General features: G+C 34.8%; 27 protein-coding genes and 1 pseudogene. 19 read left to right on the forward strand and 9 right to left on the reverse strand.

The genetic code is table 11. The features are described 5' to 3' along the window. Window positions 1-77 precede the first annotated feature (77 nt). Window positions 78-359: pseudogene (locus tag RBB48_RS17810) on the reverse strand (aldo/keto reductase); the annotation flags it as partial. 287 nt (window positions 360-646) lie between these two features. On the opposite strand from RBB48_RS17810, the gene RBB48_RS17815 reads away from it, so the two are divergent. The 6 genes from RBB48_RS17815 (at window position 647) to dltD (ending at window position 7005) form a co-directional block, all read left to right on the forward strand. Further along, window positions 647-1003: an FtsB family cell division protein gene (locus RBB48_RS17815; RefSeq protein WP_001228712.1), complete on the forward strand. Its 357-nt coding sequence runs from the start codon at window positions 647-649 to the stop codon at window positions 1001-1003. 259 nt (window positions 1004-1262) lie between these two features. Next, window positions 1263-1589 carry a DUF3870 domain-containing protein gene (locus RBB48_RS17820; RefSeq protein ID WP_000271317.1) on the forward strand — a complete coding sequence of 109 codons (327 nt, stop codon included), beginning with the start codon at window positions 1263-1265 and terminating at the stop codon, window positions 1587-1589. Between the two features lie 154 nt (window positions 1590-1743). Then, window positions 1744-2805, forward strand: coding sequence for a dipeptide epimerase (locus RBB48_RS17825; RefSeq protein WP_142310462.1), 1062 nt, complete (start codon window positions 1744-1746; stop codon window positions 2803-2805). 39 nt (window positions 2806-2844) lie between these two features. Next, window positions 2845-3846, forward strand: a complete 1002-nt coding sequence (locus tag RBB48_RS17830; RefSeq protein ID WP_306007925.1) for a C40 family peptidase — start codon at window positions 2845-2847, stop codon at window positions 3844-3846. Between the two features lie 20 nt (window positions 3847-3866). Further along, window positions 3867-5489: a peptide ABC transporter substrate-binding protein gene (locus RBB48_RS17835; protein WP_306007926.1), complete on the forward strand. Its 1623-nt coding sequence runs from the start codon at window positions 3867-3869 to the stop codon at window positions 5487-5489. A 334-nt stretch (window positions 5490-5823) separates the two neighbouring features. After that, on the forward strand, window positions 5824-7005 hold the full coding sequence (gene dltD, locus RBB48_RS17840) for a D-alanyl-lipoteichoic acid biosynthesis protein DltD (RefSeq protein ID WP_306007927.1): 1182 nt from the start codon (window positions 5824-5826) through the stop codon (window positions 7003-7005). A gap of 38 nt (window positions 7006-7043) precedes the next feature. Here dltD and RBB48_RS17845 read toward each other — a convergent pair whose 3' ends face one another. Continuing rightward, the gene (locus RBB48_RS17845; RefSeq protein ID WP_000558704.1) at window positions 7044-7268 is read right to left on the reverse strand and encodes a hypothetical protein; all 225 of its coding nucleotides are present in this window, start codon (window positions 7266-7268) and stop codon (window positions 7044-7046) included. A 140-nt stretch (window positions 7269-7408) separates the two neighbouring features. Between RBB48_RS17845 and RBB48_RS17850 the strand changes: the two genes are divergently transcribed. Next, window positions 7409-7882, forward strand: a complete 474-nt coding sequence (locus tag RBB48_RS17850; RefSeq protein WP_306007928.1) for a DinB family protein — start codon at window positions 7409-7411, stop codon at window positions 7880-7882. Between the two features lie 51 nt (window positions 7883-7933). Here RBB48_RS17850 and uptA read toward each other — a convergent pair whose 3' ends face one another. Then, window positions 7934-8539: an undecaprenyl phosphate transporter UptA gene (gene uptA, locus RBB48_RS17855; RefSeq protein ID WP_061664652.1), complete on the reverse strand. Its 606-nt coding sequence runs from the start codon at window positions 8537-8539 to the stop codon at window positions 7934-7936. A gap of 493 nt (window positions 8540-9032) precedes the next feature. Here uptA and RBB48_RS17860 point away from each other — a divergent pair, with 493 nt between their 5' ends. Further along, a complete protein-coding gene (locus RBB48_RS17860; protein ID WP_088122358.1) occupies window positions 9033-10430 on the forward strand; it encodes an HD domain-containing protein in 1398 nt (465 codons plus the stop codon). A 195-nt stretch (window positions 10431-10625) separates the two neighbouring features. Here RBB48_RS17860 and RBB48_RS17865 read toward each other — a convergent pair whose 3' ends face one another. Beyond that, a complete protein-coding gene (locus tag RBB48_RS17865) occupies window positions 10626-11390 on the reverse strand; it encodes a DUF1836 domain-containing protein (protein WP_000447225.1) in 765 nt (254 codons plus the stop codon). A gap of 259 nt (window positions 11391-11649) precedes the next feature. Here RBB48_RS17865 and RBB48_RS17870 point away from each other — a divergent pair, with 259 nt between their 5' ends. Beyond that, window positions 11650-12099, forward strand: coding sequence for a hypothetical protein (locus RBB48_RS17870; protein WP_000914471.1), 450 nt, complete (start codon window positions 11650-11652; stop codon window positions 12097-12099). Continuing rightward, window positions 12087-12395: a YxcD family protein gene (locus tag RBB48_RS17875; protein WP_060487081.1), complete on the forward strand. Its 309-nt coding sequence runs from the start codon at window positions 12087-12089 to the stop codon at window positions 12393-12395. The genes RBB48_RS17870 and RBB48_RS17875 overlap by 13 nt, the downstream gene beginning before the upstream one ends. Window positions 12396-12419: 24 nt before the next feature. On the opposite strand, the gene RBB48_RS17880 is transcribed toward RBB48_RS17875, so the two are convergent. The 4 genes from RBB48_RS17880 to RBB48_RS17895 all read right to left on the reverse strand — a co-directional run bounded on the left by RBB48_RS17880 (window position 12420) and on the right by RBB48_RS17895 (window position 15990). Further along, window positions 12420-13655, reverse strand: a complete 1236-nt coding sequence (locus RBB48_RS17880; RefSeq protein ID WP_306007929.1) for an NAD(P)/FAD-dependent oxidoreductase — start codon at window positions 13653-13655, stop codon at window positions 12420-12422. Further along, complete coding sequence (locus tag RBB48_RS17885) at window positions 13652-13984, reverse strand: (2Fe-2S)-binding protein (RefSeq protein ID WP_306007930.1); 333 nt, start codon at window positions 13982-13984, stop codon at window positions 13652-13654. Before RBB48_RS17885 ends, RBB48_RS17880 begins: the two co-directional genes overlap by 4 nt. Next, entirely contained in the window at window positions 13981-14253 is a 273-nt protein-coding gene (locus RBB48_RS17890; protein WP_088063714.1) for a (2Fe-2S)-binding protein, read from the reverse strand. Before RBB48_RS17890 ends, RBB48_RS17885 begins: the two co-directional genes overlap by 4 nt. A 75-nt stretch (window positions 14254-14328) precedes the next feature. After that, the gene (locus RBB48_RS17895) at window positions 14329-15990 is read right to left on the reverse strand and encodes a sigma-54 interaction domain-containing protein (protein WP_306007931.1); all 1662 of its coding nucleotides are present in this window, start codon (window positions 15988-15990) and stop codon (window positions 14329-14331) included. 181 nt (window positions 15991-16171) lie between these two features. Here RBB48_RS17895 and RBB48_RS17900 point away from each other — a divergent pair, with 181 nt between their 5' ends. The 7 genes from RBB48_RS17900 (at window position 16172) to RBB48_RS17930 (ending at window position 23825) form a co-directional block, all read left to right on the forward strand. Next, a complete protein-coding gene (locus tag RBB48_RS17900) occupies window positions 16172-17347 on the forward strand; it encodes an NAD(P)/FAD-dependent oxidoreductase (protein WP_306007932.1) in 1176 nt (391 codons plus the stop codon). Next, entirely contained in the window at window positions 17344-18381 is a 1038-nt protein-coding gene (locus RBB48_RS17905; protein WP_060487075.1) for a proline racemase family protein, read from the forward strand. The genes RBB48_RS17900 and RBB48_RS17905 overlap by 4 nt, the downstream gene beginning before the upstream one ends. Beyond that, a complete protein-coding gene (locus tag RBB48_RS17910; protein ID WP_088063711.1) occupies window positions 18378-19319 on the forward strand; it encodes a proline racemase family protein in 942 nt (313 codons plus the stop codon). The genes RBB48_RS17905 and RBB48_RS17910 overlap by 4 nt, the downstream gene beginning before the upstream one ends. A gap of 17 nt (window positions 19320-19336) precedes the next feature. Then, window positions 19337-20233: a 4-hydroxy-tetrahydrodipicolinate synthase gene (gene dapA / locus RBB48_RS17915; RefSeq protein ID WP_075307423.1), complete on the forward strand. Its 897-nt coding sequence runs from the start codon at window positions 19337-19339 to the stop codon at window positions 20231-20233. Window positions 20234-20251: 18 nt separating this feature from the next. Beyond that, on the forward strand, window positions 20252-21736 hold the full coding sequence (locus RBB48_RS17920; protein WP_306007933.1) for an aldehyde dehydrogenase family protein: 1485 nt from the start codon (window positions 20252-20254) through the stop codon (window positions 21734-21736). Between the two features lie 130 nt (window positions 21737-21866). Beyond that, complete coding sequence (locus RBB48_RS17925; protein WP_147787669.1) at window positions 21867-23357, forward strand: alanine/glycine:cation symporter family protein; 1491 nt, start codon at window positions 21867-21869, stop codon at window positions 23355-23357. A gap of 30 nt (window positions 23358-23387) precedes the next feature. Further along, the gene (locus RBB48_RS17930) at window positions 23388-23825 is read left to right on the forward strand and encodes a carboxymuconolactone decarboxylase (RefSeq protein ID WP_147787668.1); all 438 of its coding nucleotides are present in this window, start codon (window positions 23388-23390) and stop codon (window positions 23823-23825) included. A gap of 146 nt (window positions 23826-23971) precedes the next feature. Here the strand turns inward: RBB48_RS17930 and RBB48_RS17935 are convergent, their stop codons facing one another. Continuing rightward, window positions 23972-24175 carry a hypothetical protein gene (locus RBB48_RS17935; protein ID WP_137013949.1) on the reverse strand — a complete coding sequence of 68 codons (204 nt, stop codon included), beginning with the start codon at window positions 24173-24175 and terminating at the stop codon, window positions 23972-23974. Between the two features lie 200 nt (window positions 24176-24375). Here RBB48_RS17935 and RBB48_RS17940 point away from each other — a divergent pair, with 200 nt between their 5' ends. Both RBB48_RS17940 and RBB48_RS17945 read left to right on the forward strand, forming a co-directional pair. Further along, window positions 24376-24879 carry a GNAT family N-acetyltransferase gene (locus tag RBB48_RS17940; RefSeq protein ID WP_088063705.1) on the forward strand — a complete coding sequence of 168 codons (504 nt, stop codon included), beginning with the start codon at window positions 24376-24378 and terminating at the stop codon, window positions 24877-24879. A gap of 255 nt (window positions 24880-25134) precedes the next feature. Beyond that, complete coding sequence (locus RBB48_RS17945; protein WP_088063704.1) at window positions 25135-25650, forward strand: DinB family protein; 516 nt, start codon at window positions 25135-25137, stop codon at window positions 25648-25650. Window positions 25651-25677: the final 27 nt, after the last annotated feature.

A 25677-nucleotide genomic window follows, 5' to 3' on the forward strand; every position in this document is an offset into this window, starting at 1 on the left:
ACAACTCGGAATGAAAGTTCACTGTTGAACAATTGTCCGACAGTGCCTAAGCTTTTCACTTAGGAACGTGTCGCACCTCCATTCGGATCGTAGTGATGTCCGATTAAACCGCCTTTCGTTGATAGGATAATATCATTACGATATCCTTTAATTGCGGTAGACACTAACTTTTCACTATGTCCTAAACCATACACATCTGCAGTATCAATAAAATTCACACCACACTCAATTGCTTTTTTTATAGCGGTTATAGATTGTTTATCGTTAACAGGTCCCCATTCATCACCACCGATTGCCCATGCCCCAAAACCTATTTCAGAGACAGTTATTCCAGTTTTACCTAATGTACGGTAATGCATATTTTTCCTCCTTGTAAGCATGTTATAACATCGATATGTAGGGAAGGTATTTTGTGTGTAAAAAAACTCTTCTACAATAATAGAAAAAGAATAACAGAAACTACTATTTTATGGCAGCATACATAAAAAAATTCAAAGTAAATATGGAAATGTCGTCGAATGCTATCTTTAATTGGTTGATTTGTAAGATATTTTTGTGAAGGAGCTTATTTTATAAGAATAGAATTATAGTTAGTAAGGGATTATGCCGAGGGTAGTGAAAATATATGTGTTAGGGGGATTTCATAATGAGGAAACTCAAGCGAATAAATGTTCCTAATATAGAAGAGCAACTATCACAGCCTAATGAGAAGCGAGCAATTAATAAGAAAAAACTAAGACGATTTATATTCATGTTTATATTTATTGCGGCGGCTACTTTGTACCTTCAATTTATTTTAACGAAACAACAAGAAATAATCGTAGAAAAAAAAGATACAATAACGAATCAAAAAAAACAATTGGTCTCTTTAAAGAAAGACCAGGATTCTTTAAAGACTAACATAGAAAATTTAACAGACGATGAGGAAGAAATTTTGAAGTTTGCGAGAAAAGAATATCAATTTTCAAAGTCAAATGAAACTATATTTGTGTTGCCGAAGTAGTGTAATAGAACAGTTAGCGATTGCTAGCTGTTTTTTTATGTATGAATGGCATGGTACAAGTAACAATCACATATTGTAAAAATGAAGAGTTTGAGCTGTTTTTATACTTATGGAATATACACTGAAATAAATGTTGTTAAAATTCTGTCAATTGTATTATAATACAAGGTAAGCGGATACATTTCTTAATCAACGTTGAGTTTATCACTCATACGACTATTAAGAAAACCGTTATCCCGTATTAGAAAGGAAGATAGCTGTGTACGCTTCAAATACAATTTATATCGTAGGGGATGCGAAAGCACCTCAAAATAATCCTATTACCGAAAAGTTCAAAAGTTATTTTGTAGCGTTTGTACTTGTTAAGGAGACAGGGGAAATTGTAGATGCAGATTGCTCAGCGACAATTGCATTAACATCTCAATTCGTTAAATATTTGTTTCTACATAAAAATATTAATGATCCACTATTGGTCACAGAAATAAAAAATAGATACTTTGGTTCGTCTCAAAAAGCACTACTTGTAGCATTAAAAGATGCGCAGAAAAAATATAATCAAATTGCTGCTTTGTCTACCCATTCCTAGACAAAATCCAGCCATAAGAATCTTCTTATGGCTGGATTTTTTTTATTTCACATTAACCTCCTATATGAAAAGTAAGCGAAAGAGGAGATTAATTGTCCGTAAAAAACTAATTTATTTTGTGGATTAAGGTTCCACTTTGTCAGACAACGAAAGGATGAACAATATGAAAATTACGGATGTAAAAGTAAAGCGTAGACGTGTAAATCTTCATACACCGTTTAAAACGGCGCTTCGTACCGTAACTGAAATAGAAAGTATAGATGTATATATTCATACAGACGAAGGAGTTATTGGCAAGGGGGCTGCAGCCGCAACACCAGTTATTACGGGTGATTTCGCTAACGGGATTGAAGAAGCAATTTTAGGACCGATGCGTTCCTGTTTAATTGGTCAAGATATCATTCAATTTCAGCAGTTACTGCAGCACATTCAAATGAGTTGTATTGGAAACCCAAGTGCGAAAGCCGCGGTAGATATTGCTTTATATGATGTGTATTGTCAACACCAAAACGTTCCACTTTACGCATTATTAGGCGGGAAGAAAGAAATTCATACAGATATTACGGTGAGTGTAGATGAGCCTTTTATTATGGCGAAAGAGGCAAAGCAACATGTAGAAAAAGGATTTCAAACTTTAAAAATTAAAGTGGGAAAATCTGCTCATTTAGATTTAGAACGTATTGAAGCAATTCGAAATAGTGTACCAAAAATTACGACGTTACGATTAGATGCAAATCAAGGGTGGAATCCAAAAGAAGCGGTTACGATCATTAAAGAGATGGAAAATCGCAATTTAAACATCGAATTTATTGAACAACCTGTTCATGCGAAAGATTGGGATGGGTTAAAGTATGTCAAAGATCATGTACAAACGCCCATTATGGCAGATGAAAGCATATTTTCAGCGAGTGATGCATTGAAAATTGTTCAAGGAGGATATGCAGACTTAATTAATATTAAATTAATGAAATGTGGCGGCATACGTGAAGCGTGGCGTATTGCCGATATTGCCGAAACAGCTGGTGTAAAATGTATGGTCGGAAGTATGATGGAATCTTCACTTTCTGTTAGCGCTGTAGCCCATTTAGCTGCTGCACATCCTAATATTCATTACTTCGATCTGGATGCACCGCTTTGGTTAATGGAAGAACCGGAAGGAATGACTTATTCTGGATCAAAGGTAAACCTTCAAACGACAGTGAATAGTAAATCTTAGGAGAAGAGACTAGTAAACTATCTTTTAAGGGGGATATTTATGAAAAAAGTAGGAACTGCATTTTTAACAACTTTATTTATATTTTCATCGTTTACATCAACAAATGCTGAAGAGAAGAAAGATAGTAAAGCGTTTATCGATGTATCTGCCGCAACACTTTGGACTGCGCCTGATTCATTACGGCCAATTGATGCACCGAGCGCTACAAACCCAGTTGATTTGTGGAAGTGGACGAAATCAATGACGCTTGATGAGAAACTTTGGTTAACAAATGCAAATAAATTAGAAACGCAAGCGTTATTAGGTCAAGAAGTAACGGTTGTTGATAAAAAAGGGGACTGGGTTAAAGTGTTAGTCCATGGTCAGCCAACACCTCGAAATGAAGAGGGCTACCCAGGGTGGATGCCCGAAAAACAGTTAACATATAATCAAGAATTTGCTGATAAAACAAATGAACCTTTCGTATTAGTAACAAAACCGACAGCCATTTTATATATAAATCCTTCTGAACAACATAAATCACTTGAAGTGAGCTATAATACGCGACTGCCACTACTTAGTGAAGATACGATTTCGTACCGCGTGTTGTTACCAAACGGACAGAAAGCTTGGCTACGAAAAAATGATGGGACAGTTTACCGTTCGCAAAATGATATTCCAACTCCGACAGCTGATGATTTAATAAACACTGGAAAAATGTTTTTAGGATTACCGTATATATGGGCAGGTACAAGTGGCTTGGGATTTGATTGCTCTGGATTTACACATACGATTTATAAATCACACGGTATTACAATTCCGCGGGATTCAGGTCCGCAATCGAGAAATGGAGTTGCAGTTGATAAAGAACATTTACAAAAAGGAGATTTAATCTTCTTTGCACATGATCAAGGAAAAGGTAGTGTTCATCATGTTGCTATGTATATTGGTGATGGAAATATGATTCACTCACCGAGAGCTGAAAGGTCAGTAGAGATTATACCGCTAAATACACCAGGATATATAGAAGAATACGCTGGTGCTCGTCGTTACTTACCTTAAAAAATAGAGGGGGTTTTCAAATGAAAAAAGTTGTTCGTTACTCATTAGTTAGTACACTATTAGTTTCTTCATTTTTAGTAGGATGCGCAAAAGAAAAAACAACGACAAAGCCGAAAGATGAGAAGAAAGTATTACAGTTACTAGAAACGGGTGAAATTCCGTCATTAAATTCAGGGAAAGTAACAGATGCGGTATCGTTTAACGTTTTAAATAACGTAATGGAAGGATTATTCCGTTTATCGAAAAATGATGAAGTGATTGAGGCTGGAGCACAAAAATATGAAGTAAGTAAAGATGGAAAAACATATACTTTCCACTTACGTGAAGCGAAATGGTCTAACGGAGATCCAGTAACAGCACAAGATTACGTATACGCTTGGAAGCAGCTGATTAATCCGGATACTGCTTCTCAATATGCATACATTGCTTACGATGTGAAAAATGCGGAGAAAATAAATAAGAAACAATTAGGTTTAGATGAATTAGGAGTAAAAGCGACGGATGATAAAACATTCGTTGTAGAACTAGAACATCCAGTGCCGTATTTTACGAAATTACTTATTTTACCGTCCTTCTATCCAATTAACGAAAAATATGCGAAAGAGCAGGGCGATAAGTACGGATTAGAAGCAAATAAAGCGGTGTATAACGGGCCATTTACATTATCAGAGTGGAAGCATGAAGCTAGTTTTACACTGAAAAAAAACGATAAGTATTGGGATAAGAAAGAAGTGAAGCTAGATGAAGTAAACTATCAAATTGTTAAAGAAATTTCAACTGCGGTAAATTTATATGAAACAGATAAAGTTGATAGAGCTGTCATTTCTACAGAATTCGTCGATAAATATAAAAGTAATAAAGAGCTAAAACAATATACAGATCCGGTTATGTACTTCTTCCGATTCAATGAAAATGTACCGATTCTTAAAAATAAAAACGCAAGGCTTGCGCTAAGTACAGTGTTTGATAAGAAAGGAATTGCGACTTCATTTTTAAATGATGGTTCGGTTGCTGCTAACTATTACGTACCAATAGGATTTTTAAAAGGTCCAGATAAAAAAGATTTTCGAAGTACAGCAGGTGAGTTTAATAAAACTGATGTAAAACAGGCGAAAGAATATTGGGAAAAGGCGAAGCAAGAGACCGGTACAAATGAAGTGACGCTTGAATTATTAAACTATGACTTAGAAAACTTCAAAAAAGTAGGAGAATACATTAAAGAAGAGCTAGAGAAAAACTTACCAGGCTTAAAGGTAAATGTAAAATTACAACCACACACGCAAAAACTAGCGTTAGAGAAGAAGAAAGAATATGAAATGTCATTATCACGCTGGTTACCTGATTATCCAGATCCAATGACTTACTTAGAAGTATTCCTTTCTGGAAGCAGTGTGAACAATACAGAATATTCAAACCCAGAATATGATGCGTTAATTAAGAAGATTAAAACAGAATTAGGTAATGATGAAAAAGCTCGTTGGAAAGCAATGCAAGATGCGGAAAAAATGCTGCTAGATGATGCAGTAATAGCACCGGTATTCCAGCGCGGATTATCATACTTACAAAAGCCATATGTGAAAGATTTATATGTACATCAATTCGGTCCAGCAACAAGTTTAAAATGGGCGGATGTACAAAAATAAAGGTATGGAGAAACAGACTTCACATGTGTGTGATAGTCTGTTTTTTTGTACAGTTTCAAATGTATAGACAGTTTATATATTTTTTCATGTCTTAAAAATAAAATTATTAGTAAAATTCCAGTGTAAAATTTATGTAGAATCTTGTATAATTAACGTGTTTCTATGGAAACATTTTCTGCGCTATTTGTATAGAACTTAATAGAACAAGGAAAGAAATACATACATGTATATAATAGATAAATAGAATGGAACATGTATAGAGAAAAAGGAGAGAAATGATGGCGTGTCAAAAACAAGGGTTACAATTTAATAGCGATAGAAAGAGGAAGAGACGATGAAAATGAAGCATGCTTTCGGTCCCATAATTTTAGCGTGTGTGCTTTTTTTCATTATCATATTAATCCCATCGAAAAGTTTAGTATCACTTATTAGTGATAAGAAGGTAGAAGATGCGGCAACTTCCTTACAAAAAGAAAAACTACAAAGTGTTTTCTTACAGCAAAAAATGTTAGAGAATTCGCAGTATTTACCGATGTATGGTTCATCTGAATTTTTACGAATGGATGCATATCATCCGTCTAATTACTTTAAAGTAAATCCTGCAGGTTTTACACCATATTTAATTGGGATTGGCGGTACACAAAGTTTAGCTCATATATTAAATATGACGTCTACAATGGATGAGTTAGAAGGTAAAAAAGTAGTCTTTGTTTTATCACCACAATGGTTTACTAAAACGGGTGTATCACAAGGGGATTTTACTAACAATTTCTCCAAACAACAAGCCTATCATTTTATTTTTAATGATACAATAAATGTTGAAATGAAGAAGCAAATTGCGAAACGATTATTAGACTATAAAGTTGTTCAAAAAGATGATATATTAAAAAATTCATTAGAAGGTATTGTATATAATGATACGAAACATAACATAAAAGCAGGTTTAGTTAAACCACTTGCTTATATGCATCGAAATATTTTAGATCATAGAGATGTATTTAACTCCTTATTTAAGATTGAACCGATGAAAGAAAAAACAAATATGGGACTACGTTCAATTTCTTGGGTAGATGCACGTAAACATGCGGTGGAAGAAGGAAAAACGGAATCTACTACAAACACATTCGGAATTGAAAATCCGTATTACTATAAACATAATTTAAAGAAAAAATTAAAAGGTTTAAAAAACTTTAGAGCAAATGAATCATATGAAGAATCACCAGAATATGATGACTTACAAATTGTTTTAAATATATTTAAAGAGAAAAATGTTAAGCCACTATTCATTTCTGTACCTGTAAACGGACCGTGGTATGATTACGCTGGTTTCCCTAAAGAACGCCGTGAAGTGTATTATAAAAAAGTTCGGGAACAAGTTGAGAAAGCAGGATACCCAGTAGTTGATTTTTCTGGCCATGAATATGATAAGTATTTCTTAAAAGATACAATTCATTTAGGTTGGAAAGGTTGGATTTACTTTGATGAAGCAGTACAAAACTTTTATACTGAAAAATAAGAGTGGAGAAGAAGGAACGGCTATAAGCGGTTCCTTTTTTAGTATAGAGTATTTTGATGTGGGCAATTCGGAAAGGCATGTATATCTTGAATTTGTCTAAAATCATAATGCTTCATTGCGAACTGCGCTTGATAAAGGTATTCATACACATATAATTGACCATCATGTGCTGAACATAATACACCAGAAGTTCCCTGCCCATTTATGAAGGAAATACCGATAGGGCGTCCGATTAAGTATTGTATTTTTTGTTGCCAATGCATAGGGAAATCACTCCTTTTAGAGTTAATATACGAAATGGACGAATGAATTGTTGCTTATCCACATAATTATGGAGGCTTTTTATACAATTTCTAGAAGATATTAATATGAATGAATTACAAGTGCGAGAAAGGAATGCATAATGAAGAAAGAAAATATTTTAGAAGAAAAGTTAAATATAATAGAATGGTGTCAAACATTGAAGGAAGTACCTGATGATATATGGTTTCAATCATTTAAAAATGGTTCGTGGGGGATTGCAGATGTGATTTCACATTTTATTATTTGGGATGATTTTGTAATGAAGTATCGAATTCCTTATTTTCTTAGTACTCAATCAGTGCCTCATTTTCCAACAGATGTAGAGGAAATGAATAAGAGTGCAATTATATATGCAAGATCAGGTATTTCAAGAGAAGAGCTTATCAATCAGTTTAGCTATACTCGTAAACAATTAGTAGCCGAAATTGAGCGAATTCCTGCCGATAATTTTTATAATGACTTTCAAATTGGTACTAAAAAAGTCATGCTGAATCATTATTTTTCATCACTCATTCAGCATGACTTAAAGCATAAGGAAGAAATAATCCAATTTTTAATACATAATCAAGTCTAATATAAAAACCGCTAACATTCGTAATGAATGTATAGCGGTTTTTATATTATCTTAAGCAAGATTTTTACGTTTTTTTGTCCATTTTTTAAGGATGAAGTATAGTAGGATAAGTATGACGCCGCCAATTGCGAAAGACTTCACATACGGTCCCGCAATATCGTTTATATTCTCCCAATTTTGACCTAGTTTTTCACCTAAATAAATAAAAATAATAGACCAAGGAATGATTGCAAGTGCTGTTAATGTAGTGAAACGTAATAATGGCATTTTTGTAATACCAGCAGGAATTGAAATCGCATGACGTACTACTGGAATAAAGCGTGCAGTGAAAATTACACCAGTCCCGTAACGGTTAAACCAATCTTCAGCTGCATCTATATGTTTTTTATGAATGAAAATATATTTTCCGTATCGTTCTAATATAGGTCGTCCACCGTATCGTCCAAGCCAATAAATAAAGATTTGAGCAATAACGCCGCCAATTGTACCGAATACAACGGCGCCTACAAATGAGATACTACCATTGAATACTAAGAATCCCGCATAAGCAAGGACGATTTCACTTGGAATAATCTCAATCATTAGACCAAGCATAATGCCCCAATAACCTAATCCTTCAAAAAACGTTAATACTGAATGAATAAAACTACTTACCATTGTTGCACCTTCTAGTTTATGTATTTTTGAATAGGTGAACCTTATACTTAATAACATAAAAGATTCACTATGTGTAGATTATACCTTATTTGTATAGGGGATTGCTATTTCAATTCTTTTATGTCTCTCATAAGTAGTATAGTACAGGATATGAGCTTAGTTTTCATGAAGAGAAAATGAAAAGATTATTAAAAATTTCTCATATATAAATGATAATGTTATAGGCTTTTAATTTCCAAAGTGAGAAGAGTAATGTATGCATAATAAGAATTAAAATTATGGACTATTTTCTATTTGGGGTAGAGATATGATTCGGCTGATAAAAACAAAAGTATTTCAAAGGGTGGCTTATAGGTTTGAAAATTTAAAAATAATTCAAGGAGAATAAAAATATAAATATTCTCTTATCACCTAGACAGGTACTTCACTTTCTAATAACGAATTATAATGTTAATAAAATTTTATAGAAAATTAACGTGATGAAGGTGAAAATATGAAAAAAGCATTATTAGAAAAGGCCTCATATCTACATAAAGCAGAAATCGAACAATTACATAAAGCTATATTAGTTTCTGAGAAAGCACATGAAGGACAATTTCGCGTTTCCGGTGAGCCGTATATTACTCATCCATTTGCAGTTACAGAAATTTTGTTAGATTGTAAGGCAGATATAATAACTTTAGTTGCAGCATTACTACATGATGTGGTGGAGGATACAGATTATAAAATTGAGTATATACGTGATATATTCGGTAAAAAAGTGGCTGATATTGTAGAAGGGTTAACTAAAATTGATAAAAAACAAATCTCTAATAAAGAAGAGTATGAAGCAATAAATTTAAAGAAATTATTGTTAGCTACGCAAGGAGATATAAGAGTAGCTATTATAAAAGTGATAGATCGTCTACATAATATGAGAACTTTACAGGTGAAAGCTGTAAAGAAACAAGTTCCTTATGCAAATGAAACACTCAAAATTTTTGCTCCGATTTGTAAAAGACTAGGGCTATTACATGTTCAACACGAGTTAGAAGATTTAGGTTTTTATTATCTTAACCATTCTAAATATAAGGGAATGAGTATTCTTTTACAAAATTATGTTAAGTTATTAGAGGGTTTGTCTCAAAATATCATGCAAGATATAAATAATTTTCTAAATCCATATCTAATATTTGAAGTTAACTATGAAGTAAGCCCTATTTATACAGCTTATGCTCGTCTCCAAGATATTCAAGACATTACAGCAGTGTCAAAAATAATTATCACGACTTCAAATAATTTAGACTGTTATAAAATATTAGGAGTTATACATCAACTATACCAACCAATTCCATATCAATTTGAAGATAATATAGCAATTGAAAGTGATGTATTAAACAAATACTTAAAGACCAAAGTGGTGATCAATAACCATGAAATAGTGATATGTATTGAAACAAAAATAAATCAGGAGATACGAGATAAAGGAGTATTTCATGTACTTACAAAAAGTATAACTGATAAGGAGATGCAAAATATAATTCATAAATTAATGGATCATTTTATTAAGACAAATGATCTAGTAACTCAAGATGCGGTTGAATTTTATGATTTAGTATCATATGAACTATTCCAAGATAATATTGTTGTATTTACTCCTAAGTTAGATTCCGTGAACTTACCGCAAGGTGCTACTGTAATTGATTTTGCTTTCGCATTAAACCCTAAGATCGCTAAGTATATGTCAGGTGCTAAAGTTAATGGTATAAACAAAACGATAACAACGAATGTTTCACATTTAGATATTGTTGAACTTTTGGTAACTGAAAATATTAGTAATGTAAGACAGGATTGGCTAAATTTTGCTAATAGCTCAAAAGCTCAAATTGAAATTTATAAAGAGCTACAATGATGAAGGAATGAAATTTATCGAGAAAGCCTGTTTGAAATTTAATAGAATGAGATGAGCATTTTTGAATTAATAATAGGCGATTATGGTTTTTTATAATTAATACCTAGAGAAAAAAGCATCAACCTGTTCTAAGTATGTAACAGATTGATGCTTGTTTTCGTTATAAAAAAATAGAAGCATTTCTGCTCCTATTTTTTACGGTTTCACTTCTAAATTTTGTAAAAATAAAGTTGCTGTTACGTAACGTTTTGCTAACATTTGTACATAAGCGGTATGCACAGATAATGTGGCAATAATAATCGCATTACGAATTGCCTCACGTTGTTCGTTGTTAACCTGATCGAACTTGCTTGCAATTTTATCAGCTCTTTCTTTCACGATATTTTCAATTGTATGGATTGTATCTGTTGCATTTAGTTGTAAGCAGTTCCCTTGATTGAGTTCTTCAAATAGAGAAGAGTATGCCCCATATAAATGAACAGGATTGATTAAGTCATCACTTCGATCGGCTGGGTCATTTACAATAAGGCGTAATAGCTTACGAATGGATTCAAAATCAAGTGCTGTTTTTAAATCTTCAACAATGAATAGTAAGGCTGCTTGTTCAATTGAATATTTTTTTCCTTTTTGAGGAGAGCCAATCATTTCTTTTATATCTCGTTTCACCCAGTTTTGCATGGCTGTTACTGAGAAACTTGTATTTTCAATCTGATTTCCAAGCGCAACTATTTCATTTAATGAAAAACCGACGTCTGTATCATCAATTTTAATCAGTTTTTCAAAAATAGGTGAAAGTGCGGTAGTAATAAAAGCAGTTACGCTTTGTCCGCTTTCAATATCTTTTTTATGTGACTTCGCCCAAGCTTCTTGTAAAATACCGAGAGGCTTTTTCGTATTCCATCCTCTTAATGATAGAAGAAGGGTAGCCATTTCGTTTCGTGTGAGATGAAATGTTTCCATCTTTTCACCTCCAAAAATAATAAAAAGTTCTTATGAACCTATAATATGTTTTGTTTCATTTAAAGTCAATTCTGTTTTGCTTAATTTTTCCTTTGTCACCAAACTGTCGGAAGTAAATAATACTTGCATATTTCGACAAAAGTTCATATAATAAGTTCATAAGAACCTTTAAAATGTTTTTAAAAATAAATCTATCATTCTGAATTTACTAGAAAGGTAGATTTCACATATATCTATATAAAAGGAGAATGGATATAATATGTTGAAAAAACTTGTAGCAGTCATGACAGCATTCATGGTTATTTTTGGAGCTAGTAGCTTCATGTTTGTAGATCACGCAGCAGCGAAGGGTTACAAATCTGGTAAAAAATCATACACACCAAGTTCTGGTCAAAAGTCAAAAGTTGATTTGAACAAAAAAGATAATAACGTAAACTCACAAAAAACAACAACAGATTCAAAAACAAAGGCAACAAACACAGCACCAAAGAGTAATAAAGGAAGCTTTATGAAAGGTTTATTACTAGGTGGTCTTGGTGGTTTACTAATGGGTAGCCTATTTGCAAATATGGGAGCTCTTGGTTCTGTATTAGCGTTTATGGTAAATATGTTAGTAATGGCTGGTATCGTAATGTTAGCAGTTCGTGCATTTAAATACTTCAAAGATCAACGTAAGAAAAAGGAAGATGAAGTAGCATGGAAACAATAAAAATTTCTGAACAAGAACTTATCAATGCGCTTTGTGTATATATCGCTGAAAAAAGACAAGTTGGTCCAGAAGAAGTTTTAGTTGAACTAATGTATGATGATGACTACGGTTTCTCTGCTGAAGTAGAGGTAAATGGTCGCCAGCAAATTTTAATTCAAGCGAACTTAATTGAAGCATTACGCTTATTACTTGACAGAGAATATAATGTCAATTCATTTGCAGCAAGATTACAACTTGAATTAGATGAAGAAGAAGGCATTTACGCATTAGCAAAGTTTAATAACTCAGATGAGTAGAAAAAAGAGCTGTTGAGAGTAATCTCAGCAGCTCTTTTTAGTATGTGTATATGCCAGGGAATAATCACGCCAAATTTCATTCATTTTCCGTCTACCGAGATCAATCATCGGGTTAAATTGAATGGCAGCTTGTTGTCGTACGGTATGTACATGTTGGATCGCCTGTTGCAAGTGTTGTTCAACCGAATGGGATTTTGTATTTGCTTGTTTTACGATTGAATATCCAGCAACAGTTCCTTGTGCCATTGCAATTTTCCCACTTTCAATGCCAGTTATATTGCCGGCTACAAATAAACCGGGAAGAGGGGTTTCCATCGTTTCGGAATGCAGTGGAACATGGCCGCCTAATTCCGGAATGTAACGGAAAGGACAGCCAGCTACAGCAGCAAGCTCAGCAAGAGGGTATAAGCCACCGGCAATACAAACGAAGTCTGCCTCGTATATTTGTTCCGATCCAGTTATGATGTTTCCTTTCGTATCAATATTAGCAACGCGTACACCTTCAACTTGATCTGTACCGATAATTTCAAGAGCTGCTTTTCGAAGGTGAAGTGGTGTGCCATTTATTTTTATACCGTTATTTGGATAGAAGTTTAATCCAGCTTGTTTCACCCAATTATATTTCATCAATCGACTACCTATACGTAATAAAGGTGATGGAGCAAGGTGTGCAGCATGTAAGAGAGAGTTTAAAACTTCTTCTGGTTCACCAGCCTTTTGACTTAATTCATTTTTTTCAGGAAGTACAATATGTTCCACTTTAATTCCCGCTAATTGTAATTCATTTAAAATAGCGAATGACAAAATGTTAGCGCCAATAATTACTCCTTTTCGCCCAACTTGAACGCGATGTACATTTGTCATTACTTGGGCTGCACCAATCGACATGACTCCTGGAAGTGTCCAACCAGGAAGGGGGATGGAGTACTCAGCAGCGCCAGTAGCAAGTAAAACGAACGGCGCTTCTAACGTACCGATATTCGTATGTACGAACCAAGAACTTTCATCTTTATCTAAATTATAGACGGAAATGCCGCATCGAATATCAACTGAAAGTGATTTTGCTTCTTCGTGAAGGCGTTTTGATTCTTCTATTCCGTTCCACCATTCTCCAGTAGGTTCTTGATGTAATTGTCCGAGCAACCTTCCGCCAGGCTTCATAAATTCATCAATAACAAGTACATTTAGTCCAAAACGAGCACAAGAGATGGAGGCTGACAAACCTGCTGGTCCAGCTCCGATAATAATGACATCATTCATCGCTTTTTCACCATCTCTCTCACGATATTTGGATGCTGTTTGCCGCTATTAACTACCATATCTTTTTCAACAACAGTTAAGCATGCTCGTACGTTCGTTTCATTGTTTACTGTCACGCGGCATTCAGAACAATGCCCGATATTACAGTAAATACCTCGCGGCGTCCCGCTATCTTCATGCACTCTTAAAGTTCTTATTCCGTTTGCAAGTAAAGCGGCCGCAATGGTTTCATGTTCATATGCTTCATATTGTTGCCCGTTAAATTGGAAAGTGATGCGATTACTACTATTTAAACCCCCTAAAACAGGATGATGGGTAATTCTATTCATTTATTTTCACCTACCGCTCCAAAGGTAACTGCGCGCACTGGTGGTTGATATTTTAATGGAATTTCATTAGTAGTTACTTCAGGATTTGCACTTTCAATCATTCGATCTATCATCATTCTACATGTGCGGCCACCGCAAAATCCCATGCCAGCACGTGTTCTTAGTTTTAATTCTCTCGCCGAGCAATTATATTCAGCAATTGTCGATTGAAGTTGACCGTATGTAACTTCTTCACATCGACAAACAATTACATGATCTTTATTCGTCATATGTATTCCTCCTCTAGTTCGGTTTGCACAAATTATATAATGCAAAAACTATGCCAATATAGAGGAGGGAAACGGTTATTGTAAACCAAGTTTTTTTAAACGGTTATATAAAGTGGCTCTCGTAACACCGAGTTGTTTCGCGCACTCTAATTTATTCCCATTTAAAATGCGTAAAGCCCTCTCAATAACTTTCTTCTCATGTTCATCCATTTCTTCTTGTAAAGAAAGGATTGTATGATTGTTGCTGAGTAATAGGGAATGAGCCGTATGATTCTCTAACGTTTCAGTTGTATGAAATGGTAAATATTCTTGTTTTATAATACCGTCAGTCGCAAATACGACAAGTCTTTCAACAACGTTACGAAGTTCGCGAATATTACCTGGCCAATTGTAATGAAGTAACTCATGCATAATGCTGGAAGGTAAGTCACGAATTGGTCTGTTATAGTTGATTGAAAAATCGTTTAAAAAAGAATAGGTTAATTCAATAATATCCTCGCGTCTTTCGCGCAGCGGTGGAATATGCAAGCTAACTACATTTAGGCGATAGTATAAATCTTCTCGGAACGTGCCTTTTCTCATTTCCTCTTGTAAATCACGATTTGTAGCAGCGATAATGCGGAAATTAATATGAATCTCTTTTTCTCCACCAACTCGGTAATATTTTCGTTCTTGTAGTACACGTAAAAGCTTTACTTGCATATCGAGCGGCATTTCTCCTATTTCATCTAGGAATAATGTACCGCCTTGCGCGAGCTCTATTTTACCCTTTTTCCCTTTACTATTTGCACCAGAAAACGCCCCGCGCTCATACCCGAATAATTCACTTTCAAATAACGCTTCTGGAATGGCGCCGCAGTTAATTGAAATGAAAGGTGCTTTAGCTGCTTCACTTGCTTCATGGATTGCTTTCGCAAATACTTCTTTTCCAACACCACTTTCTCCGAGTATTAAAACTGTTGATTTCACCGAACACACCTTTCTAGCTAATTGTATCGTTCTTTGTATAACAGGGCTCTTTCCATTCATTGCAAGGAAAGGGTCTAATTCATCTTTATATTTTGCGACCTCTTGTTCTAATCGGTGCATTTCATGTGACATATTAAATAGTTTTTCATTTAAAGCAACTTGATTCGTAACATCAGTTTCTGAAACGACTGCTCCAATAATTTCATCGTTACAATACACTGGGTTTGAGTTAATTAATACAAATAAATCTGGACGAGGCTGATGGAACTGAGCAATTATGCTTTTTCCGTCATGTAATGATTGTAAAATTTCCAAATCTTTATAGTCAAAAAAGCGAGTGATAGGTTGTCCAATAATTTCAGTATGGTTGACTGAAAAAATCTTTTCGGCGCCATCTGTCCAAGTACGAACACATTCTTTATCATCGATAACTGTAACAGAAGAATCAGTTGTTTGTATTACGGTGTTATAGAAAGATTGTAGTTCATTGTAAGACTTAATAAGAAACGGAATGATTTGCTGAGCCGTTATACAGCATATAGGCTCTTTATTTTCGTTTATTACGATAACGGTCATTTCATGAGAAAACGCGTCAATTAAAGTGTTGAATGAATCATCTTCATCTATAACTGCACAGTTGTATTTTTCTGTAGTAGAAGGGCTGTAATAAAACTTTTCGTTAACTTGCTCAATATGTTGCAAATTGTTTGTGTGATCAATTAATAAAGTTTTTAGAAATTCTTGTATTGTGGGAAATGAGAATGCCATATTGTCCTCCTATTATGTATAAAAATTTTGACAGTGATAAAAAAATAATACACCTATTTATGATAAATTCAAAATATTTTTACAAATAAAAATATTATTTGTAAAAAGTGTATATATGTAGAGTTGGCACGTCAATTGCATAAAAGAAAGTGAGGGATTAAAAAGAAGGGAGGGGTGCTACGTGAGGCACTGTGACGTTTTAATAGTAGGTGGTGGAATTATAGGATGTTCAATCGCTTATTACACTTCAAAATACGGAAGAGACGTAACAATCATTGAAAAAGGAGAATTTGTCAGTGGGACGTCTTCACGGTGTGACGGGAATATTTTGGCTATTGATAAAGACCCAGGGTTTGATAGTCAAATGTCGTTAGTAAGTCAAAAGTTAGTAACTGATTTAAGTGAAGAGTTAGAGCACTCATTTGAATATAGAGCACCAGGAAGTATTCTCGTATGTGAGTCGGACGAAGAAATGGAAGCAGCCCAGCAATGGGTGAATCGTCAAAAGGAAGCTGGTTTACCGTTTCGAATGCTTGATAGACAAGATATAAGAGAAGAATCGCCATTTTTTGCAGAAGATTTATTAGGCGGGTTAGAATGCGCAACGGATTCGACTGTAAATCCATATCTCCTTGCTTTTTCACTTCTTACAGAATCGAAGAAATTTGGTACGAAAGCTTTTAATCATACGGAAGTAAAAGAAATGAAAAGAGATATAGACGGTTCCTTTATTGTAGAAACGACTAACGGGACGTTTACTGCGAAACAAGTGGTAAACGCAGCCGGTGTGTGGGCTCCGAAAATCGGACAAATGCTTGATGTAAATATACCAATTGAACCGAGAAAAGGACATATTATAGTAGCTTCAAGGCAACAACACGTTGGTTGCCGTAAAGTAATGGAATTTGGTTATTTAATTTCTAAATTTGGCGGAAAACGAAAAGTGGATGCTTTAACTGAAAAATATGGGGTAGCTCTTGTGTTTGAGCCGACAGAAAGCCAAAATTTTTTAATTGGTAGTAGTAGAGAGTTTGTAGGCTTTCATACGAAGATAAACAACGAGGTTATTAAATGTATTGCAAACAGAGCAATTCGTTTTTATCCGAAAATGGCGGATATGATGGTGATTCGTTCATATGCGGGATTACGCCCGTGGACAGAAGATCATTTGCCAATCATTTCACGCGTGCAACATATCCCGAACTACTTTATCGCAGCGGGGCATGAAGGGGATGGCATTAGCCTTGCAGCGGTTACTGGAAAAGTAATTGAAGAGTTATTAAATGAAAAAGAAACAATCATTCCTATTGAACCACTTCGTTTGAGTCGTTTTACAGAAAGGGTGTTAAACGGATGAGGTCACAAAGAGTCTTTACGACGATTGATACACATACGGGCGGGAATCCGACGAGGACATTGATAAGCGGACTTCCAAAGTTAATTGGAGAGACGATGGCAGAGAAGATGTTACATATGAAAAAGGAGTATGACTGGATTCGCAAATTGTTAATGAATGAACCGCGTGGTCATGATGTAATGTCAGGAGCACTATTAACAGATCCATGTCATCCTGAAGCAGATATTGGTGTTATATACATAGAGACAGGTGGATATTTACCGATGTGTGGTCACGATACAATTGGTGTATGTACAGCTTTAATTGAATCAGGTTTAATTCCTGTAGTTGAACCGATTACTTCGTTAAAGTTAGACACGCCAGCCGGCTTAGTTGAAGTGGATATCTTTGTTCAAGATGGAAAAGCGAAAGAAGTCTCTTTCTGTAACATACCAGCTTTTTTACTGAAGCATATTACTGTACAAGTCGAGGGGATTGGAACTGTAGAAGCAGATATTGCGTATGGAGGAAATTTCTATGCCATTATTGATGCGAAGTCAGTAGGTTTAGAGTTAGTACCGGAACATGCATCTACAATCATCGATAAGGCAATTCATATTAGAAATATCATTAATGAGGAATTTGAAATCATTCATCCGCAGTATTCATTTATTAGAGGGTTAACCCATATTGAATTTTATACAGATCCTACTCATGAAAGTGCTCATGTGAAAAATACAGTTGTCGTTCCGCCAGGAGGAATTGATCGTTCTCCATGTGGTACAGGAACATCAGCGAAGTTAGCTGTATTATACGCAAATCAAAAAATTGAAGTGGATGAAGAGTTTATTCATGAGAGTATCGTTGGCTCTTTATTTAAAGGGTGCGTCATAAATACAACATCTGTAGAAAATATTGAAGCTGTCGTAACGAAAATTACAGGTTCAGCTTGGCTTATGGGGATGCATAGATTTTTTTATAATGAAAAGGACCCACTTAAAGAAGGCTTTTTGCTAATTCCGCCGATGGAACATGAAACGGAGGATGTAAAATGAACATTCAAAAAATGTATACAGCAGTAGACGTACATGTAAATGGTGAAGCATTTCGTGTAATGAAAGATGTACCATGCAAATACTACTACAGTTTAGAGCAATTAAACGAACAATTTTCAGGTGAATTAGCAGAAGAAATGAAGCTTGTATTAAATGAACCACGTGGTTTTATCGGATTAAATGGATGTATTGTCGTTCCTTCTATTCATATGGAAGTCGATGCAGCTGTATTATTTTTTAATCATGAAGGATCCATTCCGCTTCATTATGGGGGGATTGTCGCAGTCATAACGATGTTACTAGAAAGCGGGTATTTAAAAAAGAGAGAGACGAACCAATACAAAATTGAAACGCTATCTGGTATATTTTCAATCCATGCGTATGTAGAGAATGATGAAGTTGTATCTGTTTCGTTTGAAAGTAAACTATGTTATATGATTGAGAAAAATTTACAAGTTGGTAATATAAGTTACTCTCTCATTCAGGCAGATAAAGTATATGCAGTTGTAGAAAAGGATGCATATTCACCAGAAATCAGTATTGAAAATATCTCTAAATTAAAAAAATGGAGTGAAGTTACACTTCAAGCTATACAAAAACAGTCATTAATAAAAAGACTTATTTTAGTAGAATCTATGCAAACAGAAAAGAACCATATAAAGTCGATTACATTTCATGAAGATAACTTTATCGTACGTTCGCCTGGTTTTGTTTCTACTATTGTATCTTATGTTCATACATTATTTAAAAATGATTATATAGCGGATAAACCTTTTAAAAATGAAAGTATATTTAATAGCTTTATAACAGTGGAACAAGTGAAGAAAGAAGAACAAGGATACATTTTTCGCTTTGAAAGTAGAGGATTTATTACAGGGATGCAGACGTTTCTATTAGACTCTACAGATCCGTTTCCGACAGGATTTTTATTAAAATAGTAAAGGGAGAGATAAATATGAAAAAAATTAAAGGGGCATTTCCAGTATTGATCACACCGATGGATGAGTTTCAAGAAATTAATTGGAACGGTGTAAAACAAAACGTAAACTATTTTATCGATCAAAAGGTAGCTGGCATTATTATTAATGGAAGTACAGGTGAGTTTGTTAGTTTATCAAAAGAAGAACGATTTAAAATGGTAGAAACAGTATTAAAAGAAGTTGATGGCCGTATTCCAGTTATTGTAGGAACTGCAGCAGAAACGACGAAAGAAACGATTGAATATACGAAACATGCAGAAGCACACGGAGCGGATTGCGCATTAATTATTAACTCGTACTATTGTAAGCCGAAAGAAGAGGAAATTTATTTTCATTTTAAAGAAATCTCAAACGCTGTAAATATACCAATTATGTTATACAATAATCCGTTTACATCTGGTGTTGATATGAGTACAGAGCTCATGCTACGTATTGGAAAAGAATGTGAAAATGTTACACATATTAAAGAATCTAGCGGAGATATTCGTAAAGCAAGAGATTTAGTACGACAAGGCGAAGGTGCTTTTCAAGTCTTCTGTGGATCTGAAGATTTAGTTATGGAATCTTATTTAGTAGGTGCAACGGGATGGGTTTCAGTAGCAGGAAATATCGTGCCGGGACTTGTTACGAAAATGTATGAGCATTTCCAAAATGGTGAATTAGAAAAAGCTTGGGAAATAAACGATGCTATTTTACCTCTTTGCGAGTTTCTTGAAGGATCAGGAAAATATGTACAAATTGTTAAACGCTCAATGGAATTACACGGGCAAGCAGGGGGACCTTCTCGTTATCCGAGACTCGGATTAACTGAAGAAGAAGATCAAAAACTTCAAACGATTATTTCAAAAATTGCAGCTCATGCAGCTGTTTAAATAAGGAGGAGAGCATATATGTTAACGACAAACATTGAGCTGAGACCAAAAGCGAAAGCGTTTTTAAATGAAGAAATTAAAATGTTTATTAATGGTGAATTTGTACCTTCCATTAGCGGGAAGACATTTGAGACATACAATCCAGCAACAGAAGATGTTTTAGCTGTCGTATGCGAAGCGCGAGAAGAGGATATTGATTTAGCGGTAAAAGCTGCAAAATCTGCATTTGAATCAGGACCTTGGGTAGAAATGACTACCGCTGAAAGAGCGCACCTTATTTATAAATTAGCAGACTTAATTGAAGAGCATGGAGAAGAATTAGCGCAGTTAGAAGCTTTAGATAATGGAAAACCATATCAAGTAGCACTGGATGATGATATTGCAGCGACTGTAGAAAATTATCGTTATTATGCGGGATGGGCTACGAAAATTATCGGGCAAACAATTCCGATTTCAAAAGATTACTTAAATTACACACGCCATGAACCTGTTGGCGTTGTAGGTCAAATTATTCCTTGGAATTTTCCACTCGTTATGTCTTCTTGGAAAATGGGAGCTGCACTAGCAACAGGTTGTACAATCGTATTAAAACCAGCAGAGCAAACGCCTTTATCGTTATTATATACAGCGAAGCTCTTTAAAGAAGCAGGTTTTCCAAACGGTGTTGTAAACTTTGTTCCAGGTTTTGGCCCTGAAGCAGGAGCTGCAATCGTAAACCATCATGATATTGATAAAGTAGCCTTCACGGGTTCAACAGTTACAGGGAAATATATTATGCGTCAATCTGCAGAAACAATTAAACATGTAACGTTAGAACTTGGTGGTAAATCACCAAATATCATTTTAGAAGATGCTGATTTAGAAGAAGCGATTAACGGTGCATTCCAAGGCATTATGTATAATCACGGCCAAAATTGTAGTGCTGGATCTCGCGTGTTCGTTCACCGAAAACATTACGAAACAGTCGTAGCTGAATTAGTAAAAATGGCGAACAACGTAAAACTTGGAGCAGGTATGGAGAAGGAAACGGAAATGGGGCCACTCGTATCTAAAAAGCAACAAGAACGTGTGCTACATTACATTGAACAAGGAAAAGCAGAAGGAGCTACTGTTGCTGCTGGTGGTGAACGGGCATTTGAAAAAGGGTATTTTGTACAGCCAACAGTATTCACAAATGTTACTGATGATATGACAATTGTGAAAGAAGAAATTTTTGGACCAGTTGTCGTTGTACTTCCATTTGATTCAACAGAAGAGGTTATCGAAAGAGCAAATCGCTCTTCATACGGACTCGCTGCGGGCGTATGGACACAAAATATTAAAACAGGACATCAAGTTGCCAATAAATTAAAGGCAGGAACAGTATGGATTAATGATTATAACTTAGAAAATGCAGCTGCACCATTTGGTGGGTTTAAACAATCTGGTATCGGTCGTGAGTTAGGTTCATACGCGCTTGATAATTACACAGAAGTGAAAAGTGTTTGGGTAAATATAAAGTAATAGAGAATCTAACTGTTAATAAATAGAGGGATGGAATAATAAGAGATGCGGACAACTGGAAGGTTTAATAATAGTTGTCCGTTTTCTTATATATAAAATAGTTTTCAAAAGAATGTTAAGGGGGATTTGGATGGAGCAATTAGTAGAGTGGTTAGTTGGGCAAGTATGGAGTATTGGGTTAGTTGTTTTTGCATTAGGGGCAGGTGTGTATTTTACAATTGCAACTCGTTTTCTGCAAATTCGTTATTTTAAAGAGATGATTAAATTATTATTTGAAGGGAAGAGCTCGGAGACGGGAATTTCATCCTTTCAAGCATTTTGTTTAGCCTTATCAGGTAGGGTTGGAATAGGTAATATCGCAGGGGTCGCGACAGCTATCGCTTTTGGCGGACCAGGAGCTGTGTTTTGGATGTGGGTAATGGCTCTTTTAGGAGCAGCGAGTGCATTTGTTGAATCAACATTATCTCAAGTGTATAAAAGTAAAGTTGGGAATGAATACCGAGGTGGTACACCATATTTCATTGAAAAAGGCTTGAAAATGAAATGGTTTGCAGTCATTGTAGCGGTTGTTGTAACACTTTCATATGGCGTTTTATTACCAGGTATTCAGTCTAGTAGTATCGCAGTTGGATTTGAAAACTCTAATGGCATTAGCAAATATATAACTGGAATATTATTAGTTATATTATTAGCATCAATCATTTTTGGTGGCGTAAAGAGAATTGCGGGCGTTTCGCAAATGCTTGTTCCATTTATGGCAATAGGTTATGTAGTTGTTACATGTATCGTATTAATTGCGAATGTAACAGAAATTCCAAGTATGTTCGCTTTAATTTTCTCTAGTGCTTTTGGTGTAAATGAAATGTTTGGCGGAATCGTTGGTGCAGCAATCGCATGGGGCGTAAAGCGTGCTGTATTTTCAAATGTTGCTGGTGTTGGAGAAGCGACGTATAGCTCCGCTGCTGCTGAAGTATCCCATCCTGCAAAACAAGGGTTAGTTCAAGCATTTTCTGTATATATCGATACAATTGTTGTATGTACAGCGACAGCTCTTATGATTTTAATAACAGGTATGTATAATGTTATACCTGAAGGGAAAAGCGCTATAGTAAAGAATATAGGGAATGTTGATGCAGGTCCAATCTATACACAACAAGCAGTTGAAACTGTTATGACAGGGTTTGGTCCATTATTTATTTCAATCGCAATATTTTTCTTCGCATTTACAACTTTACTCGCATACTACTATATCGCTGAAACGACACTTACTTATTTAGATCGTGAGCTTAAACATAGCTGGTTAAAACCAGTTTTAAAAATTGGATTTTTAATTATGGTTTACATCGGTAGCGTAGAATCAGCCTCGCTTTTATGGAATCTTGGAGATTTAGGAATCGGTAGTATGGCATGGTTAAACTTAATTGCGATTCTACTATTAAGTAAAATTGCAATAAAAGTGTTAAAAGATTATGAAGCACAGAAAAAAGAAGGGAAAGATCCAGTATTTGATCCTAAAAATGTGGGAATTGAAGGTTTAACGTTTTGGGAAGAAAGAAGTAAAGAAATTGAAAGGAAAAATTATAAAGAACAAACAGTAGAGGATGATAGTCTGAAATTTTAGTAATAATAAACTGAATATTCATTCTATTCAATGAGGTATATTGCCTTCTTTTCATCACATACTACAATAGGTACACATAATTTGAATGGGGGTAATAATAAGATGGAACACGAACAACATAGTACAGTAAATGACGTTCTACATCATTATAAAGAAGGTATCGGTAGTTTTACAAACCAAATTCCTGAAATTGCAGAAACATATAATGCATTCACGCAAGCTTGTTTTCAAGAGGGCGCTTTAACAAAAAGGGAAAAACAACTTATCGCATTAGGAATTAGTCTAGCAACGCAAGATGAATATTGTACCATTTATCATACAAAAGGTTGTCTTGATCAAGGATGTTCAGATAAAGAGATTCTGGAAGCATGTGGTGTATCAGCAGCATTTGCTGGCGGAGCTGCAATGAGTCAAGCGGTAACATTAGTACAAGAGTGTTTAAGTGAACTGAAAAATCAGAAGCATTGAATGTAAAAGAACGTTTTAAACTTTATGTTTAAAACGTTCTTTTACGTGAGATTAAATTTGAGTATAAAAATTATCTGGTATGTGATGTATTAAAGTAAGAATTTTAAATTTAGTCGGAATGAGAAATAACAACTATTTATTTAGTATTAAGATTTTCTAAAAAGTTTCAATTGTTTCATATAATCAATAGCTTTTGTTTTGTTCTTTTGTTTACATACATATTCGAATTCATTCTTATCTCGATAATAACAATTCATTATTTCTTCTGTAAGAAATCCATCGGAAATAGCTTTTTTAATTGCGCAATGTGGTTCATTTGTATGAGTGCAGTTAGAGAATTTACAGCTCATAGATATCTCTTCGATATCTTCATAGCCAAGATTAAAGTTGTCCTAATGTTTTATTAAGTCAAAACCTGTTTTACTAATGGTTAATCCCTCCACTTGCCATACATTATATAAGTATGTTTTATCTAAATATATATTTCCTTTTAGTAACCTGTTATTCCTTCCTTAAAACTTGGTACAATGAAACAAAAGGGGGATTAGTAATGCAAAATTTAGTAATTGAAGAGATTAAGCAAATAAATGATGATATGGAAGAGCTTTCTAAACTTTTGAAAACGGTTGTAGATGATGGGGCGTCAATTGGTTTTTTACCTCCACTGGAACAAATAGAATCAACAAAGTATTGGGAAACTGTTTTAGCACCAGAAGTGATCTTGTATGTTGCTAAAATAAATAATGAAGTGGCAGGGAGTATTCAATTACATTTAGTTACAAAGCCTAATGGGATTCATAGAGCTGAAATTTGCAAGTTAATGACTCACCCGAACTTTAGACGTAATGGTATTGGACGTTCGCTTATGCAAAAAGCAGAGGAAAGAGCAAAGCAAGAAAATAGGTCTCTTATAGTGCTAGATACGAGAGAAGGAGACCCTTCTAATAGATTGTATAAATCATTAGACTATAAAGAAGTTGGAAAAATACCAGAATACGCAATATCTCCAAATGGTAATTTAGATGCAACGGTTATTTATTATAAAATGATTTAGTATTTTTATTTGAAAAGAGGGATATTTTTAAACGAAAAATCTGTTATTAGGTCTGAGTATTGATTTGTAAAAAGATTGATAACCCCCTGTATAATAGGGGTTTTCTTTTCATTCATTAACTTCATATTGAATGTTCAATTTGAGGGCCAATTTGTATAAGGTTTTAACAGTTGTATAAGAGGTATTACTTAAATAGGAATTTTGAAGTCTTTTGGTGAATATTAAATGTTAATCTAAAAGATGGAGGTTGCTGTGATGTTGAAACTGTTTCAATATAACTGGCAAGTTCGTGATGATTGGTTTACATGGTGCGAAGACATATCGGCCGAAGAACTGGTAAAGAAACGGGTCGGTGGATTCGGCAGTATACTACATACCCTATTTCATATTGTAGATGTGGAATATATGTGGATCTTAGGGTTGCGTGGTGAATCAGTGCCTGAGGAGCCATTGTTTGAAGAGTATGCCAGCTTACAAAAAGTGAAAAATCTTTCAGCTCAATACCACGGGAAAGTGAAGCCATTTGTGACCTCTTGGACAAATGAAATGGATTCTCGGAAACTTTCAAAAGCTGACTTCAATGAAGAGCCGATTAGCTCAAGAGACGCACCAATTAGGCGCCGAGTCATTGAATGTACACACGGAGAGTTAATACGTCATGTCATTGTCCACGAAATCCATCATATCGGCCAGTTATCTATATGGGCACGTGAAATCGGAAAGGAGCCAGTTTCCGCAAATCTGAGAGGGAGAGGGCTATTTGATAACTAGACTAACTTTGCCAATTTCGTAATTTAT

It is taken from the genome of Bacillus sp. MMSF_3353 (assembly GCF_030733445.1).
Lineage (GTDB): Bacteria > Bacillota > Bacilli > Bacillales > Bacillaceae_G > Bacillus_A > Bacillus_A wiedmannii.